This is a genomic window from Stieleria magnilauensis, from assembly GCA_007753675.1.
Lineage (GTDB): Bacteria > Planctomycetota > Planctomycetia > Pirellulales > Pirellulaceae > Stieleria > Stieleria magnilauensis.
Window position 1 is genome coordinate 10,058,691 of sequence record CP036432.1, and the last position, 17,790, is coordinate 10,076,480.

11 protein-coding genes are annotated in these 17,790 nt (G+C 60.8%); 9 read left to right on the forward strand and 2 right to left on the reverse strand.

What is annotated here, in order from left to right; genetic code table 11:
- Positions 1 to 28 precede the first annotated feature (28 nt).
- Both TBK1r_RS35735 and TBK1r_RS35740 read right to left on the reverse strand, forming a co-directional pair.
- A complete protein-coding gene (locus TBK1r_RS35735; RefSeq protein ID WP_145220764.1) occupies positions 29 to 391 on the reverse strand; it encodes a hypothetical protein in 363 nt (120 codons plus the stop codon).
- Positions 392 to 807: 416 nt separating this feature from the next.
- Positions 808 to 1,689, reverse strand: coding sequence for a hypothetical protein (locus TBK1r_RS35740; protein ID WP_145220766.1), 882 nt, complete (start codon positions 1,687 to 1,689; stop codon positions 808 to 810).
- Positions 1,690 to 1,968: 279 nt separating this feature from the next.
- On the opposite strand from TBK1r_RS35740, the gene TBK1r_RS35745 reads away from it, so the two are divergent.
- The 9 genes from TBK1r_RS35745 to TBK1r_RS35785 all read left to right on the forward strand — a co-directional run bounded on the left by TBK1r_RS35745 (position 1,969) and on the right by TBK1r_RS35785 (position 17,789).
- On the forward strand, positions 1,969 to 2,823 hold the full coding sequence (locus TBK1r_RS35745) for a hypothetical protein (RefSeq protein ID WP_145220768.1): 855 nt from the start codon (positions 1,969 to 1,971) through the stop codon (positions 2,821 to 2,823).
- A 104-nt stretch (positions 2,824 to 2,927) separates the two neighbouring features.
- Positions 2,928 to 4,448, forward strand: coding sequence for a DUF1549 domain-containing protein (locus tag TBK1r_RS35750; protein ID WP_145220770.1), 1,521 nt, complete (start codon positions 2,928 to 2,930; stop codon positions 4,446 to 4,448).
- Positions 4,439 to 5,749, forward strand: coding sequence for a DUF1501 domain-containing protein (locus TBK1r_RS35755; RefSeq protein WP_095736273.1), 1,311 nt, complete (start codon positions 4,439 to 4,441; stop codon positions 5,747 to 5,749). The genes TBK1r_RS35750 and TBK1r_RS35755 overlap by 10 nt, the downstream gene beginning before the upstream one ends.
- Positions 5,746 to 7,413 (forward strand): EF-hand domain-containing protein, encoded by a 1,668-nt coding sequence (locus TBK1r_RS35760; protein ID WP_145220772.1) that lies wholly within the window; start codon positions 5,746 to 5,748, stop codon positions 7,411 to 7,413. Before TBK1r_RS35755 ends, TBK1r_RS35760 begins: the two co-directional genes overlap by 4 nt.
- Complete coding sequence (locus tag TBK1r_RS35765) at positions 7,410 to 8,504, forward strand: AAA family ATPase (protein ID WP_145220774.1); 1,095 nt, start codon at positions 7,410 to 7,412, stop codon at positions 8,502 to 8,504. Before TBK1r_RS35760 ends, TBK1r_RS35765 begins: the two co-directional genes overlap by 4 nt.
- Positions 8,501 to 9,445: a DUF58 domain-containing protein gene (locus tag TBK1r_RS35770; protein WP_145220776.1), complete on the forward strand. Its 945-nt coding sequence runs from the start codon at positions 8,501 to 8,503 to the stop codon at positions 9,443 to 9,445. The genes TBK1r_RS35765 and TBK1r_RS35770 overlap by 4 nt, the downstream gene beginning before the upstream one ends.
- A gap of 72 nt (positions 9,446 to 9,517) precedes the next feature.
- On the forward strand, positions 9,518 to 11,635 hold the full coding sequence (locus tag TBK1r_RS35775; protein ID WP_145220778.1) for a BatA domain-containing protein: 2,118 nt from the start codon (positions 9,518 to 9,520) through the stop codon (positions 11,633 to 11,635).
- On the forward strand, positions 11,632 to 15,210 hold the full coding sequence (locus TBK1r_RS35780) for a coiled-coil domain-containing protein (RefSeq protein WP_145220780.1): 3,579 nt from the start codon (positions 11,632 to 11,634) through the stop codon (positions 15,208 to 15,210). Before TBK1r_RS35775 ends, TBK1r_RS35780 begins: the two co-directional genes overlap by 4 nt.
- Positions 15,207 to 17,789: a glutamine amidotransferase gene (locus TBK1r_RS35785; RefSeq protein ID WP_145220782.1), complete on the forward strand. Its 2,583-nt coding sequence runs from the start codon at positions 15,207 to 15,209 to the stop codon at positions 17,787 to 17,789. Before TBK1r_RS35780 ends, TBK1r_RS35785 begins: the two co-directional genes overlap by 4 nt.
- The last annotated feature ends 1 nt before the right edge of the window (position 17,790 follow it).

Consider the following 17,790-nt stretch of genomic DNA (forward strand, 5'->3'; position numbering starts at 1 on the left):
TTCACCGCATCGACCGGCCGGGCTCGAATCAGTGGTGCCCGTGACCTCGGTAACCACCGTGACCACGATGATGAAAATCGTAGTGGCCGGGAACGTAATCCAAGTGATTCCCGTGCGGCACCAGGGACGGCGGATGATAGTCGTAGTGCGGCCGTGCGGGATGGTATCCACCGTATGATCGCTGGTAGTTGTAGGTCGGTCGGTACGAACGCCCATAGTAAATCGACGGCCCGTACGACGGCCGATAGCTACGGTACGCACCGTAATTGCCGTAACCATAGTTGCCGATGCGGATGCTAAACCCGCCGGCCTCGGCTTCGTTTCCCGTTGGCATCAACACAAAACCGATTGCAAGCACCGGAATGCTTGCCCATTTCAATAAACGTGACATACGCTGCATCTCCATGAATGAGCGAAAGAGGGTCTGACGCCTGTTTCACGACGCATCCGGCGTGCCAATCGGACGACAATCAGACGCCGCGCGGTCCAAACCCCGTGAAACACGCTGCGAAACCGTCCGCCCCGGGTCGCAGATCAGCTGGCGAACGGAACTCAAAACGACATCAAAACGAACACACCTGACGTCAATTTGAGTCAACGTCCTGAGACGGCCGCACGGGAGGAAAGAACAGAAGCGGGTGGGTCAAAAGATGGGTTGGTCAAAAGATGGGTTGGTCAAAAGATGGGTGGGTCAAAAAATGCGGTGGTTGAAAGAGGCTTCGGCCTATGGCCCCCAGGCCGATCTGCTTCACCACCATTTTTTGACCACTCCATGTTTTGACCCCCATCTCGCCGCGGCACAGCGTCTCATTCTCCCTCGACGCTGCTCGCGAGGATCGACGACCAGGGAACGACGATTCGAGGGGCGACTTCATCATCCAAGCGATCGTACGATGAAATCATTCGAACGACCAGATTCCGTCCCCTGACGACCGCACCTGCATCCGGCAGACTAGCCAGGAATTCACCGAGCACCCGGATTGCTTCCTCGGTGTTGCGACGCACCAGTTGATCGGTGGCCGGCCGGCCTGTCGATTCAAGCCCGTACGCGTTAGCGAGGGGCCACGCGGCGTCCCTCGCTGACGCGTCGGGCTGGCGTGATCGCGTTGTTGAATTCAGAACATCAACGGAATCGACAGGCCGCAACGCCAGCGGAAGCGCCGCATGAATCGCCGTGTCGTCTTCGGGATCGAGAAAAAACACCACGCCGTAATGAATGAAGGGGTAACCGGCCATGAACTGTTCGGTCAGTTGATGCAGTGTCGTCTCCGGAGTCGACCACGCCTGGACCTGATCCGCGAGGGATGCCGCCGCTAAATCCGATGGCGGCGCGTAGGGGTTCACGTCTTGATTCGACGCACGCGTCTGGCGGCTCGCCTCGAGGGTCGCCGCGCCGCAACTCATCGGTTCCACCATCAGAAATCGTTCGTTGACCTGCCTCACCCCGCCATCACTGCGCCACTCCAACGGTGATTTCCATTGCGCGGTCAACGCCGAGTACAGAAATTGCACGCCGAGCAGCGCCATGACGATTGCAAATGCAAAGTCGATCCAATTCTCAGCACGCTCGAGTACTTGAAAAAACGCAACGGCAATGAAGATCACGCCGAGTAACGCGGCGGCCACACGAAAGGGCAGGCGTGTTTTCGCAACACGTCCCTCGATGAAATGTCCCTGCTCGGTCGTCATCGGCGTTGGTGTAACCCCACGACGTTCTCGTCGAACTCAAGGATCATCGATCGAACCGGCGGGAGAGAGGTTGAGAAGCGGGCGTGTGATTGGGCGAGATCAGGCGGACCAGATCGGGCCCGCCGTATTCTCGCCGGCCCCGCCGCGCCGGTCAACGATCGCCGGAGCGGCAATTCTGGTTGGCGCAGCGAAAAAACTTGACTTCTGCGACGGAGACTGCGACATTAGACAATTCATCTACTTTCGATCAGCCGACGCCTGTTAGGAGAGCCCCTTTTGATGGTCCGCCGCCTAAAGCCGTTCCACGCCGTTGTCGTCACGCTGTTTTTGCTGGTGAGCATCTCCAGCTCCACTGCACAGCAACCCGCCCAGCAACCCGCCCAGCCGAAACCCGAGGTGATCCGAGACCGCTTTGCGGAGTTGGCCGACCGGATCTCGATCGCACCATCGGGGCGTTCTCGGGAACCGTTCACGCGTCACCCGCAACCCGCGCTCAGCTGGAGCAACCCCGAACGCCAGACCCCGGCGGGCGCCATGTACCTGTGGACCGCGTCAGGCCGCCCACAGGTCGCGCTGTGCCTGTACCCGGTCGGCGAAGATGTCATCGACCTGGAATTTCAATCACTCAGCGAGCAGGCTCTCAACGCCGACAGCAACGACCGACTGATGTGGCAGCCCGCCGGACCAGGCATCCAGTGGACACCGATCGAATCAGCTCCGCGTCCGGCCCAATCCGCGTTCCTGCGGCTGCGACAGATGCGAGTCCTGGCACGCAAGTTTTCTTCCCAGCTGGTCCCTCCGGACAAAAACCCGGTCGAACTCCGTTTACTCGACACCCCCGTTTACCGCTACGAACTCGATGAAGCGGCGTCCAAATCCAGCGCGTCCAAATCCAATCGAGCCAACGCCGACCTGATCGACGGTGCGGTGTTCACGTTCGTCCAAGGAACCGATCCGGAAGTCCTCCTGCTGATCGAAGCCTACCACGATGGTGACCGGCAAGCCTGGCGATACGCCCTGGCACGAATGAGCATCGTGCCGACGCAGGTACGGCACGCCGACTCGCTCGTCTGGGAAACCGACTGGGCGATCCAACGGCCCCATACACCGTATTTCGTCTACAAATCATTTTAATCCAAAATCCGCTTGACCAATATAGACCTAGTGTCTATATTGCTCATCAGCAAGCCAGTCGCGACGCCGCCGCGACTGCACACCACGGGTGAAAAGGCACTTCGATGAACAAGCCAGCCGTTCTCTTGATGCTATTGACGGTCGCCGTCGTCTGGCGACCCGGGACTACGTTCGCGGACTCCCAGGGCGACACGCTTTCACAGTGGATTGACCAGCGGGGAGAACAGATTTGGGGCAAGCCGCCGGCTCCGTGCAGCGACCTGACGTTTGTCCGACGTGTTTATCTGGATCTGGTCGGCCGCGTGCCGAGCGTTTCAGAGATCCGCGACTTCCAGACACTCGGCGAGGACCGCCGCGAGCTGTTGGTGAACGAACTGGTGTTCGGCGAGGGGCCGCGACGGGACACCTACACGCGGCTCTCGGCGTCGAGTCTTGCGCGGCATTGGCGTCGCGTGTTGATTCCGCCGGGCGCGGTCGTCACCGGTTCAGCGCAAGGTTTAGAGACCTGGCTGGCCGACGCGTTTCGCGAAGGAAAGCCGTACGACGAAATGATGCGAGAGATCACTCAGATCCAGTCGCCCGATGCCGCCGGCGGGTATTACCGATTGGTCGGGGGCACTCCGGAAACCTATGCCGGCAATCTGTCGCGGGTGATGCTGGGCGTTCGTCTTGATTGCGCGCAATGCCATGACCATCCCTTCACCGATTGGAAGCAACACGACTTTTGGGGATTGGCGGCGTTTTACAGCGACATCAACGGTTCGATCGATAACCCCGACGGATCGCGGCCGACGGGCAAGAGCGGCGAAATCCGATTCGAAGGCGAGACGTACCGGGCGAAGGTGTTGTGGGAAGACACGCCGCTCGACGACGTCACACGTGCGCCGCGCGTCCGCCTGGCTCGCTGGATGACGTCCCCGAAGAACCCGAATTTTGCGGCGACGGCGGTCAATCGGTTTTGGCAATTGCTGGTCGGTCGTGGGCTGTACGCCGATATCGAAAACCTGGATTTGGCGAATGAAGACGAGCGCGCGTTCCTGGATGATTTGGGGCAAAAATTTTCCGAGGACGGGTTTCATGTGCAGCGTTTGATTGCGGCCATCTGTAAAACGAACTGGTATGCCGCACGTGCGATGTCGGAAACGGATTCGGACGAGACGTTCCGCCGGGAATTAAAAGTCATCAGTCCCGAACAGGTTTTTGATTCACTCGAACAGTCTCTTCATTTACCGATCAGCCGGATCGATCCTGCGGCGCCGCGTTGGACCGGCGCCCGCGCCCAGATGGTCAACCGACTGGGCGAAGCGATCGGAGAAACACCGGAAGATTATGCGTCGGGCATCCCGCAAGCGTTGATGATGATGAACGGTCCGGTCACCTCCGACGCGATTGATTTGGACCGCAGCCGATTGCTGCGTGCGGTGGTCGAGTCGCCGTTTTTCGACGAGGACAAACGGATTGAAACGCTCTATCTGGCCGTGCTCACGCGCGAGCCCTCCGAGGCCGAAAAGCAATCACTGACCGAGTACTTGGACAACAAGCCGGACGAAACGACGCGCCGCAAAGCGTTCGGCGAAATCTTGTGGGCGCTCCTGAACAGCCCGGAGTTTGTGCTATGTCGATGACACGATCCTTCGAAACGTTTTCGCGACGTGATTTGTTTCGCATCGCCGCCGCTTCCCTGGGCGGGATCAGCTGTTCACCATGGCTGCCCAAACTGGCCAGGGCGGCTGGAACCAAACGCCCACCGAAGGCCTGCATCTTGTTGTGGATGGCCGGCGGACCGAGTCAAATGGAGACGTTGGATCCGAAACCCGGGCACCGCAACGGCGGTCCGACGCAAGCGATTTCCACCGCCGTGCCGGGGATTGAATTGAGCCAAAACTTGCCCGGATTGGCGACCCAGATGAAGGACGTCGCATTGGTGCGTTCGATGAAGACCCGCGAAGGCGATCACGGCCGGGCGACACAATTGATGATGACCGGTTATCGGCCGATGGGCGGCATGACCGACTATCCGGTGTTGGGGTCCTTGATCTCGCATCGACTCAAACCGGCCGATTCGCCGCTGCCCGGCTTCGTCTCGATCGCACCCTTTCGATTCGGCAACCTGGGATCCGGTTTCTTGGGTCCGGACCATTCTCCGTTGGTCGTCTCGGGTGCCAGCAACGATCCCAATACCCGAGCCAATTTGACGGTGGAAAACTTGGAGGTTGCCGGCGGCAACCCCGACGCCCTGCTGGAGCGTCAAGGCTTACTGAACATGTTGCGCCAGGGTGCCCCCTCGTCGTCACCGGCCGCCCTCAAGCACGCTTCGGTCTATGACCAAGCGATGCGGATGGTGGAAACGCGTGGCGAGGGGGCTTTTGAATTGGATGAAGAACCGACCGAGTTGCGGGACGCATACGGCCGCAATCGGTTCGGCCAGGGTTGCTTGCTGGCACGTCGCTTGGTCGAGCGCGGCGTTCCGTTCGTCGAAGTCTCGTTGGACGCCGCCGCACAAGGATCCTGGGATTCACATGTCGACAACTTCAGCGCGGTCAGTTCGATGTGCGAGGTCCTCGACCCGGCCTGGTCGACGCTGCTGAAGGACCTGCGAGACCGCGGCCTGCTCGATTCGACTCTCGTCGTCTGGATGGGTGAATTCGGACGAACGCCGCAGATCAATCCCAACCGCGGCCGAGACCATTTCCCCGACGCCTGGAGCGTGGCGTTGGCCGGCGGGTCGATCGCCGGCGGCCAGGTTTACGGCAAAACCTCCGCCGACGGGATGGAGGTCAGCGACAATCCGGTCACCGCCAGCGATCTGTACGCCACCCTGTTGGAAGGGCTGGGCATCGATTCCGGCGGCGACAACGCGATGGGCAACCGACCGATCCCATTGGTCGACGAAGGTGGAACGCCGATTCGGGAGTTGCTCGGATGAAAGGTTTTTGTTCCAGTCGGCGAGCGGACCCTCGCGTCAAGCTGATGAACACCGCATGGCTCACGATCGCACTGGCCTCGGTCGCATTGGCCTCGATCGCACTGGCCCCGATCATCCCGGCCGCCGCAAAGGGTGCCGACGCCGAACGGCCCTCCGGCATGCACGACATGTTGCTGTTGCTGCCCAACGGTCCGCTGCACGTGCGTGTCCAGATCACCAACCAGGGAAAATCATTGGAGCAAACGCGGCAAGACTACCTCGATCGACTGGTCGCGACACTGGACACGGACATGGACGGCAAAGTCAGTCGCGAGGAAACGAGCAACCATCCGCTGTTCACCACCTCGCGACGGTTCGAAGGCAACAAGTTTCTCAGTTCGCTCCGCAGTCGCCGTCCCTTCACCGAGCGCGAGTTGGCCCTGGCGGTCGATCGAGCGGCCGGCCAATTGGTCACCTACCGTCAAAACAATGCGTTGGCGGAACAGGACTTGAGTGTTTTTAATGTGCTGGATCAAGATCAATCGGGATTGATCGACCGACGCGAGATGCGTCTGGCCGCGGCCGGAATCGCCGAGCGTGACAGTGACTTTGACCAGTGCATCACCTTCGACGAGTTCCTGTCCGAATCGGTGGACATGATGAACGGCGTGGTCGTCAATGCGATCGACCAAGAGCCACCCGGATCGGTGCATGCCGAATTGCTTCGCAATGCCGCCGAGCCGATTTTGCCGGCCCGCCTGGTCCGTCGCTATGATCGTGACCGCGACGCGCACCTGACCGCCGACGAACTCGGCTGGAGCGGTCCGCGAATCGCAGCGCTGGACGCCGACGGCAACCAACGCTTGAGCATGCAAGAGCTGTCAACGATCACATCGGCAAAGCCCGATCTGAGCTTAAGCGTCGACTTGAGTGACACCGGCGGCCAGGCGATGAAGGTGCTCGGTCACCTCGACGATGACTCGATCTCGGTTCGAGACGACCTGGTTCGCATCAAACGCGATTCGGTCAGTTTGGGGGTCAGCTATCGCTATCGCGACCCGATGGCCGAAGCGATCAGCAACGCGTCGGATGCCTTCAACGCGATCGATGTCGACGCCAACGGTTATTTGGATCGAGACGAAATCGTCGAACACCAGCGTTTCGAACGCTACCTGTTTGACGCGATGGACAAAGACGGTGACGACCGAGTGTTCGCCGACGAAATGATGAGTTACGTCAAAGAGTACACCGAACCGGCATCGACGTCGTGCCAAGTCACGTTGCTGGACACCGGCAACGGTTTCTTTCAATTGCTGGACGTTAACGCCGACGGCAGAATTTCGATTCGCGAGTTGCGTCGCTGTGAACAGACATTGATGGCGGTCGCGGGCGATCAGCCCCAGATCAATCCATCCCAAATGACCGCCTCGTACCGCATCGAAATCAAACGCGGCGGGGTCAGTTTGTTCGGCCGCGTCGATCGGCCGTCGGCCGAGACACCGGCCGCACTGTTGGCACCTCCAAGCGGGCCGATCTGGTTCCAGAGAATGGATCGCAACGGGGACGGCGACCTGACCTGGGACGAATTCTTAGGACCACGTGATGTCTTTCACCAACTGGATCAAGATCAGGATCACCTGATCGATAAAACCGAAGCCTCCAACGCAGACAAGCTAGCCGGATGAGTCGCACAACCGAAAACCTTTCTTCGCCCCAGTCCACCCAGACGCCGGCGTCCCAGACACAACCCTCCAAGAATGGCCAACTGCTTGACCAGGTGGACAAGCTGCGTGAATCCCGGAGGCGGCTTCGTGAAGAAGTCGGCAAAGTCATCGTGGGGCAACAGGACGTCGTCGATCTGTTGCTGCTGGGGTTGCTCTGCCGCGGCCACGTGCTGCTGCACGGGGTGCCGGGACTGGGCAAGACGCTGATGGCACGGACCCTGTCGTCGACCCTGGATCTGAAATTCAAACGCGTTCAGTTCACGCCCGACTTGATGCCATCGGACATCACCGGCACCGACGTGATTGAAGAACAGGAGGGCGGCGGCGGACACCAATTGAAATTCGTCCCCGGTCCGATCTTTACGAATTTTCTGTTGGCCGATGAAGTCAACCGGACGCCGCCGAAGACGCAAGCGGCGTTGCTGCAGGCGATGCAGGAACACGAGGTTTCGGTCGGCAACACCACCTACGAATTGGACCCTCCGTTTTTCGTCGTCGCGACGCAAAACCCGATCGAAATGGAAGGCACTTACCCGCTGCCGGAGGCCCAAGTCGATCGATTCATGTTCAACATCCGCGTCCGCTATCCGACGATCCAAGAGGAAGCAGACATCATCCGCGGCACGACCGGGACGGACACGTTTGAACCCTCGGCGGTTCTCTCAGCGGCCGACTTGTTGCAATTGCAGGAGATCGTCCGCAGCGTGCCGGTCTCCGACGACGTCATCATGTACGCGGCCCGATTGGTCGCGGCGACACGACCACGGCTGAGCGATCGCGGCGCGACCATGGTCGGCAGTGAAGTCGAGATGGTGCGAAAGTATGTCACCTACGGCGCCAGCCCTCGCGCCGGCCAGGCATTGGTGTTGGCCGGCAAAGCACGCGCGGTCCTGGAAGGCCGCTATCACGTCGATTTCGCGGACATCGCGGCGCTGGCCCATCCGGTGCTGCGACACCGGTTGGTGCTGAACTTCCATGGCCGCGCCGACAACGTCGATTCCGATGATGTGATCGATGCGTTGCTCAAAGCGGTCAAGGAGGATGTCTCTTGATCGCCAGTCCCCAACCCAAGAAAGCCTCCAAGTCGCAATCGGCCGGTCAACCCAGCCAACCCGATTGGCTCAAACTGGACGAACTGGCGCGACTCAGTTCGATCGAACTCCGCGCCCGCGGCGTGGTGGAAGGCTTCTTGCAGGGTTTGCACCGCAGCCCGTTCATCGGCTACAGCGTCGAGTTTTCCTCGCACCGCCGCTATGGCCCCGGCGATGATCTGCGGCACGTCAATTGGAAACTGTTTGCCCGCCAGCGAAAACTCTACGTCAAAGAGTTTGACGCCGAGACCAACCTGAACCTGTACCTGTTCGTCGACGCCAGCCGATCGATGCAGTGCAAGGTCGAAGGGGCGATGACCAAACATGAGTACGCCGCGACCTTGGCCGCCGCGTTCGCCGCGTTGGCGCTCAAACAGCGTGACGCGGTCGGGCTGGGGTTGTTCGATGACGGCGTCCGCCACTACATGGATCCCTCGGCGAAACCGGGACGCTGGGAAGATTGCCTGAGCCTGTTGGCGACCCGTCCCGAATCCAACGTCACCGCATTGTCCAAGTCGCTCGAACAGGCCGCCGCATTGGCCCGCCACCGCGGCGTCGTCGTGATCCTCAGCGACCTCGTCGATGACGACGTCGAAGGCATCAAGAAAGGGCTGCAGCAATTGCGCCACCGCGGACACGAGGTCATCGTGTTTCACTTGCTGGATCCCTTTGAACGCTATTTGGCCGAAAGTGGACGCTTTCGGGTGTTGGACATGGAAGGCCCCGCCGAACTGACGACCAACATGGAAAGCATTCGCGCAGATTACTTAAAGAAAATCGAACACTGGTGTGATCAGCTGGATGAAGCCTGTTTGCACCAGGGCGTTGACCGTATCGAGTTGACGACCGACCAGCCGCCGACCGCGGCGTTGGTCGATTATTTAGTGAAACGATCCACCTGATGTTTTGTCGCTCGTTGGTCCTGCCACGAGCATCCGTAGAACGACACACGAGCGACACACCCCCGTTTATCGATGAACTTCATTCAAACCGGATTCCTGATTGGCGGCCTGGCCGTCGCGATCCCAGTGCTGGTGCATTTGCTCAGCCGCTGGCAGGTTCGTCGTGTGGAATTGGGGACGATGCGTTTCCTGCAAGAGGTGATGCAGGACGGCGCCCAACGTCGCAAAATCCGTCGCTGGTTGTTGCTGCTGACACGCATGGCCACGGTCGCCGTGTTGGTGCTGCTGTTCGCACGCCCCTACTTGCCCGAAACCATCCGCCGCGACGGAGATCGTTTGCGCGTGATGTTGATCGACCGCTCGGCCAGCATGAGCATGCCGGGCCAAGGCGGACGGTTGATCGACGATGCGGTGGCCAAAGCGAAAGACGTGGCCGCCGAACTGGGGACCGACGCCACGATCCTCTGGGCTTGGTTTGATTCCAGTGTGGAACCCTTCGACGGCAACCTGGCCCGCGTGTCGGCGCCACGCAGTGTCGTCGGCGACACGAACTACCTGGCCGCTCTCCGCTGGGCCCGCGATCGCGTCGCCGCGGATTCCGACGCGATTGCCGATGTCGTGCTCCTGTCGGACCTGCAACAGTCCGGCCTGGCCTCCGACGCGTTGGAGACCGCGACGCTACAGATGCCCAAGCACCTGCCTGTCCGGGTGATCGATGTGGGCCGACCGGCGGCGAACAACTTGGCCATCCAAACGGTCACGACCACGTCGAAACGACTCTCACCCGAGCGTGACACGCTGATCAACGCCACGTTGTTCAACTTCGGCACCTTGCCGATGGAAGAGATTCCGATGACGGCGACGGCGACCAACGGCCGACGCAGCGTGCGACTGAAAAAGTCGATCAATCTGCCCGACGGACAGGCCCAAGAACTGTCGTTCGACTTCGGAAAACTGGAACCGGGCACCTGGCAGGTCACGGTGCAATTGGACGTCGAAGACGATTTGGCCGTCGACAATCGACGGATGACGGCATTCGAGATCGCTCAGCCGGCCCCGGTCTTGGTCGTCGACGGCGGCTCGCGTGACGGGGCACAGTTGGCCGAAAGTTTTTATCTGGCCGCGGCGCTGCGACAGACCAGTCGCAAGCCGGAACAGAGCGTCGATGCCGAGCAAGCCGACGACGACGGCCGACAAACAACACCCCGGTCGGGATTGTTTGACCCCCAAGTCGTCTTTCTGTACGACGACGCCCTGCCCGAAATCCATCCGGGCCGCACCGAGTTGGTCGTCGTGACCGATTGCAGATCGCTGCCGGAGCGTTGGATCCAGCGACTGGAAACCTATGTCTCCGCCGGCGGCAAGCTGTTGGTGTTTGCCGGCGACGGCAGCAACGACGGCAGTGGCGGCGCATCGGCAGCATCTCACGCGGCCTGGCAACAGTCGGGCTTGGCCCCGGGAACGATCCAAACGCCGATGCGCAGCGGTGCGATGCCGTTTCGCATCACCTCGGTCGATTCGGCCAATCCGATGTTGTCTCCGTTTGCCGACCCGCAATCCGGCGACCTCGGTCGCCTGTCGTTCGATCAAATCCTGCCGGTCCGACCCGACGAACGGACCGCCGTCTTGGCGCGTTTTGAAGAGGACCGACCGGCGCTGACGCGACACCGATTGGGACAGGGTGATGTGGTCTGGTTTCTCTCCAGTGCCGATGCCAGTTGGGGCAACTGGACGACCAGCCCGTTGTACCTGCCGTTGGTTCATCAGATGGCCGGCGATCTGCTGGACCTGACCGGCGAAGGCAAGATCCGTTACCGCTCGGTCGGCGACCGACGCGACCTTTCGACCCTGCCAATGGCACAGCGAGCGTCCTCGGATCCTGCCGCACTGCGAACCGTTTCGGCGAGCACCGTCGACACAGAATCGCTCACGTTCGGTCGAATCGGATTCGAACAATCCGGCGGCGCGTTGTACGTCATCAATTCAACGGCCAAGGAATCCGATCCGACACGCATTCCGGTCGAACAATTCACCGAACACTTTCAGATCACCCCGGCTGATTCGGGGACCAGCGAAGTGGCCGAAACCGTCCAAGGCGAGCACAAGCACGAATTGTGGCCCTGGTTTGCCGCCGTGGCCGTGGTGTTGTTGACCGCCGAGTTTTCACTTGCCAATCGGACATCCGCATGAACGCTCCCGACGTCGCCTATCAAGTCGCTCGCCAATTCACGGCCCTGCGTCGCAGGTACCTGACCGTTCGCCTGGCCACCACGGCCAGCGTCGCGGCAGTGTTTTTGCTGGCCGTGTGGGTGTTGCTGGGAATGATTGACTATCGCTGGGAATGGCCGCACACCTGGCGGACGACCGCGATGATGACCGCGATCGGTATCGCCGCCGCGCTGCTGGTCTGGCAAGCGGTTTGGCTGTTTCGCCTGACCCGACAACGATCGTTCGCGGGGATCGTCGAGCGGTCCTTCGAGGATTTCGGCCAGCGGATTCGAACGGTCCTCGACACGGTCGCCGGACGCGTGCAAGGCCCCGACGAAATGTTGACCGCACTGGGCAATCAAACACTCGGGCGGTGGGAATCCGTCACTCCTGCACGCCTGGTGCCCGTTCGTTCGCTGTGGTTGGCGCTGGTCGCTACCGCCGCCACCGCTGCCGTGTTGCTCGGGTTGTTCACTGCCGGCGGCGATTGGCGTCTGGCGCTCCTGCGAGCGATCGGAATCGACCGCCCCTATACCACGCTGATGGTCACACCGGGCGACATCAAGCTGCTGGAAGGAACGCCCGTGGACGTTTCCCTGGAACTTGTCGGACGGACCAATCGCGACGTCTTGCTTCGCTACCGTGAACTCAGGCCAATCAACACCGACGCGATCGAAGATGCCGCGGCAGCCGAGCCCGAGTGGATCGAAAGCGAAGTCCTGGCCGATGCGCCGGAGACCGACAATCGGCGAAAGACCTTCCGCACCAACCTGGGCAAAGCGGCTTGGCCGATCGAATATCAATTCGTCTCCAGCGGGCAAACCACCTCCATCCATCGGATCGATGTCCAGCCGTTGATCGAAACCGAGCGGATCGAAATCACCGTCCAACCGCCCGAGTACACCGGATTGCAATCACGCGTGTTTTCCAAGCCCGACCTGACCGTCTTGGAACGCTCCCAGGTCACCGTCACCATCGAACTGAACCATCCACTGCAACAGGCGGTGCTGGAAACGGGGCCGCGGACGTCACAGCTATCACCGACACCCTTGGATTCACCCCTGGACCGGACGCGTTGGACGTTTTCATTGCCCGCGGACCATACCATCCGTTGGCGATTCTCTGGCTCGGGTACCGACGGGACTCCGATGGAACCGGTCGCCGGCCGGTTGGGCATCCGTCGTGACGCCGCCCCCTCAATCAGCTGGCGGGAACCGAACGACGAGATCAGGGTTCACACGTTGGCCGAAGTTCCGCTGGGCGTCCAGGTCTCCGACGACTATGGAATCATCGAATCCGGAATCGCATTCCAACTCGGTGGCGACGATGAATACATCCTGACCGACTGGACGACGGAATCCGACGCCGAGGCTTCGACGACGTCTCCGGCTGAAAAAACCCGGTTGCTGCTTGCGGAGCTGTTGCCACTGGAATCGTTCGACCTCTCCGAACGTGACTACATCGCGTACTACGCCTATGCCGTCGACAACCGCCCCTGGGGAAACCATCGCAGCGAATCAGAGGTGCGGTACATCGACATCCGGCCGCTGCGACAGTTCTATCAAGAGATCGATCCGCCCGGCGGAAACGACGGCGCCGGCTCACGAGTCTTGGTGCGTTTGGACGAGATCATTCGACGCGAACGGTTTGTGATCAATCGAACGCGAAAACTAGTTCGTGGCGGAACCGACATGGCCGCTCAACTGGGAACGATCGATCGCCTGGTCGAAAACCAAAGTGAACTCGCGGACTTGACGCGTTTCCTGGCAGAGTTCTTCATCTCGCGAGGAAACGACGACGTCGAAGCGCTCAACCAGGCCGAAGCCGCGATGCTGCAAGCGGCCGATTCGCTGGCCGCCGGCTCGTTGGATCTGGCCCTGGTTCAAGAAGAAGAAGCCCTGCGTTCATTGGCCGAAGCCCGCCGCACGCTGGAAATCATTCTGACCAAACGCATGAGCCTGTCCCAACAACAGGCACTGCGTCGACTGGCGCGTCAGTTACAACAGAAACTGCGTCGTGACCCGCCCGAGACCGAACGCCAATTGGCCGACTCGCTGATCCAAATCGCATCCCAGCAACGTCGTCTGGCGGTCAACGCCCAGTCGGCCGCGTCGGGACAACGATCTCCCCTTGCAACGCAGTCAAACACGTCCATGCCGTCGGCGACATCGACCGGTCAAGGTCAAACCGAGACGAACCAAGGCGAAGGCGAAAACGATCCAGAGGGCGCAGAGGAAAACGCTGGAGAGAACTCTGAGGAGACCGCTGAGGAAAACGAAATCGACGCCGAGTCCTCCGCAGCCACCTCGGAATCGATCGACCAAGACCAAGACGCGATGAACGATGACGACTCGCCCACGCCCCAAGAAACACTCTACGAACAACAAATCGAATTGTTGGAGCGACTCGACGCGATCCGCGAACCGTTGGCGGAACGATTGACCCAGTCCGAGTTGATGACCCGCCGGATGGATGACGCCCAGTCCGGGATGGACGATCTGGCCACGCTGGCACGCGAGGGCGAACTCGAATCGATGGCCGCCAGGGGCCAGAGTGTCAGCGATCTGATCGAAGAACTGGGCCTGCAACTCGAAGCGGTCTCCGCCGCCGAACCGGTGACGCGGGTTTCGTCTCTGCGGGATTTGACCAGCGGCCTGGCCGGCATGGAACATCAGCTCGGCACCCTCGACCCACTCTCCCCCGGCGGTGGCCGTGATCCCGACTCCGTAAATCCCGACGCCGTAAATCCCGATGGTACCGGTCCGCCCGAGCGTGAAACCGAGGCCGAACGACTGGCGCGACGGATGGCAGCCCGCAGCGAAACGCTGGAAGAAGTGATCTCGTCGCAAGCGGACATCGGCGACATCGAAATGAGCGAAGTCAACGATCAGCTGCGAAACTTTGCCGAGGAAACTCGTTTTCTGGAACAACTCGAATCGACCCGATCCGCCGCTGACCGGGTTCGGGACGCCGACGGCAAAACGGACGAAACGGAAGCTTCCGAGGCGATCGAACGGGCGGTCGAATACGCCCAAGCCGCCAATCGTCTCGAACGACTTTACCAACAACTCGTCACCCCACGCCTTGCCCGTTTGCGACGCATGGAACAAAAAGCCAGCCAATTGGCCAACCAGATGGGAAGCAACGGGACAAGCGGCGAAAACACCAAGCCGGAAACCGAACGAGCCCTGCGAGATCTCAAGCAAGAGTTACGGGCCGAGTCGTTGCGGGAGTTGGCCGAGTTGCTCGAGGGCGGACAAAACGAGGATGCAACGGAAACGCAGGACCAGGGATCCCGTGACGGCGAAATGACCGGCCCGTTGGCTGGCCGAGGAGGATTGACGTTCCGCGACGGCGATTCGGTCTCCAACCGCGTCCGTCTGGTCGCCGACGAACTCCGCAAGCGAATCCAACACGTGATGCTGCTGGAGATCGCGGTGGACCGCCAAACTCCGATTCCGACGGAATATCGTCGCGCCGTCGACGGGTACTTTGAAACACTGGCCCGCGAGAATTCTGTCGAGCTGGAATCGGCCGTCACGGGAGAGTCACAATGAGCGGCATCGAGTTACTGGCCAACACGTATTTTTCTTGGACGTCACCGCTGTCTCCCCGAGGCTGGATCGGACTGGTCGCCGCGTGCGCCCTGTTGTGGTTCGTGTTGCGAATCTTCTGGGGACGTTCGTTGGTCAACGGTCGTACCGGGTTGATCGTGATTCGCGCCGCAACGATTGCGATCCTGGTCGCGATCCTGTTGGGGCCGACCAAGATCGACGAACAGGCCGGCGAAACGACCCGGCCCTCGATGATCTATCTGTTCGATGGTTCGCAAAGCATGCAACTCGGCGGCGAACTGAGTCGTTGGGATCAAGCGTTACGATTTGTCGGCGAAGCACAGCAGAGTGCCGGGCCGGGGTATTCCGGTGACGTCCAGGCCTTTCGATTTGGTCACCGGTTGTCGCCCCTGGTCCAGCCCAGCGGTGCGTCGCCGCAATCCGCCGGCGCGTCGCTACCGGGTGCAGCGACGCTGGTGGGAAACCGGCCTGCCGGCGACCCCGTGGACATCACCTTGGTTTCCGATTCCGCATCGCGCGGTACGTCGCGCGGTACGTCGCGTGATACGTTGGGTGGTACGTCGGAAACGATCGAAGGCCCCGACGCCTCGGACTCACGTCTGGCCGACGCACTGCGCCAGTTGATGCCCCAAGTCAGCGCCCAATCGTCTGCCGGTGTGGTGCTGTTGTCCGACGGGCGGGTGCGGGCTTCGGAATCGGTGGAACGTTTGTCGGAGATCTTTGGCAAGTCCCAGGTGCCGATTCATGTCGTACCGATCGGGCAATCCGGGGGATCGGGCGACATCGCGATTGTTTCACTCGTCGTGCCGTCGCGGGTGCGAAAATACACCGAGAACGAACTGCAAGTTTTCATGCGCAGCTTCGGCTATGCCGGTCAACAAACCACGGTCCGGATCCGACGTAAGGGCGGCCAGGGCGGCGATTTGGCGACCTTGCCGATCACGCTCTCCGGCGGTGCCCAATCCGCTTCGTTGATGTTTCGCGTCGACGAACGCCCCGAGGACTTGATCGTGCTGGTGGATCCGGTCGAAGGTGAATTGACGCGGCGAAACAACAGCGTCGAGACGCGGGTGGAGATCGATCGGACCAAGGTTCGCGTGCTGTGTCTTCAAAGCGGCCAAGCGTCCGGGACGCAGTCGTTGCTGAGTCAGTTTTTGCCGATCGCGCCCGGCCCCACGCGAGCGTCGACCTCGGGCGTTTCGATTCAATCGGCGTTGGTGGCCGACGAAGACGTCGAATGCACGACGTTGGTCAGCATGGGCGGTCAATCCTTGCGACGACTTTCCCCGGACGGATTCACCCAAGCCTCGTCGGGCTTTCCACGCACCCGCGCCGAACTGTTTGCCTATGACTGTGTGATCTTCAGCGACGTCACGCCGGCGGTGCTGGAAGATGAACAACAACAATGGCTGACGCAGTGGATCGATGGCCGCGGCGGCGGGCTGATCGTGACCGGTGCGCCATCGCTTTCGGCCGACGGCTGGCAAGACTCGCCGATCGCGCCGCTGCTGCCGGTGACCTTGGAAACGGCATCCACCGGGTTCCCGATTCCCACCGCCGTCGACGTCACGGTTCCCAATCACCCGATTTGGCGGCTGAGGATCGAAAAACAACTCAACGAGCTGCTGATTCAGGCGTTGCCGGACCTGTCGATCGGACAAGCCGATTTCAAAGCGAAACCCAACGCGATGGTACTGGCCCAGCGGCGTGACGATCAAACCCCCGTCATGATCGCTCAACGTGCCGGACGAGGCCGCGTGTTGGTCTCCGGCGCCACGCTCTCGGGGACCGCACTGGAACAACTCTCACAGACCTGGGGCGACCAACCGGAACGGGTGGCCGGAAAATTTTGGCGCAATCTGGTCTACTGGGCGACCGAAGAATCCTCCACCGGCCGACGCCGACTGGTCGTTCAATCCAACCAACGTTTCTATCGTCCCGGCCAGCGGCTTTCGATCCGTGCGACGGCCTATGACGAAGCCGCCCGGCGATCACAGCACTATCGAATCTGGGCGATGTTCGAACCCGAATCGCTCGACGACATGTCACTCTATTCCCCTGTCCTCTGGCCCGACAATCTTGTGCGTCAAAGCGGAGAAGTCGGACCGCGGATCGCGTGGGGGGAAGAACTACCGCTGAAATCCAATCTGGAAGAAGGCGTTTATCAACTGGATTTGATGCTCAGCGAAACGGCGGCCAGTGGCGACAGCGGAATGCGGATTGAGCTGACCGCGTACGAGGGCACCGAACCCGAATCCTCGTTCAGTCACGGTACGCAAGTCGACAGCACGTCGCTGGCCATCCAGATCCTGAGCGATCCGTTCGAACAACAAAACCCACTTCCCAATCAGGAATTGATGGCTCGCGTGGCGGCGGTTTCTGGCGGCCAGGTACTGGACCAACCGGAACAATTGGGCGAGCTTCTGCGTGGACGCAAAGAATTTCGAGGTCCGCCGACCATTGATTCGACTCCGGCATGGAATCGTGCGTGGCTTTGGCTAGGCTTAATCGGTCTGTTATCGACCGAATGGGTTTGGCGGCGAGTTTCGGGATTGGCATGAC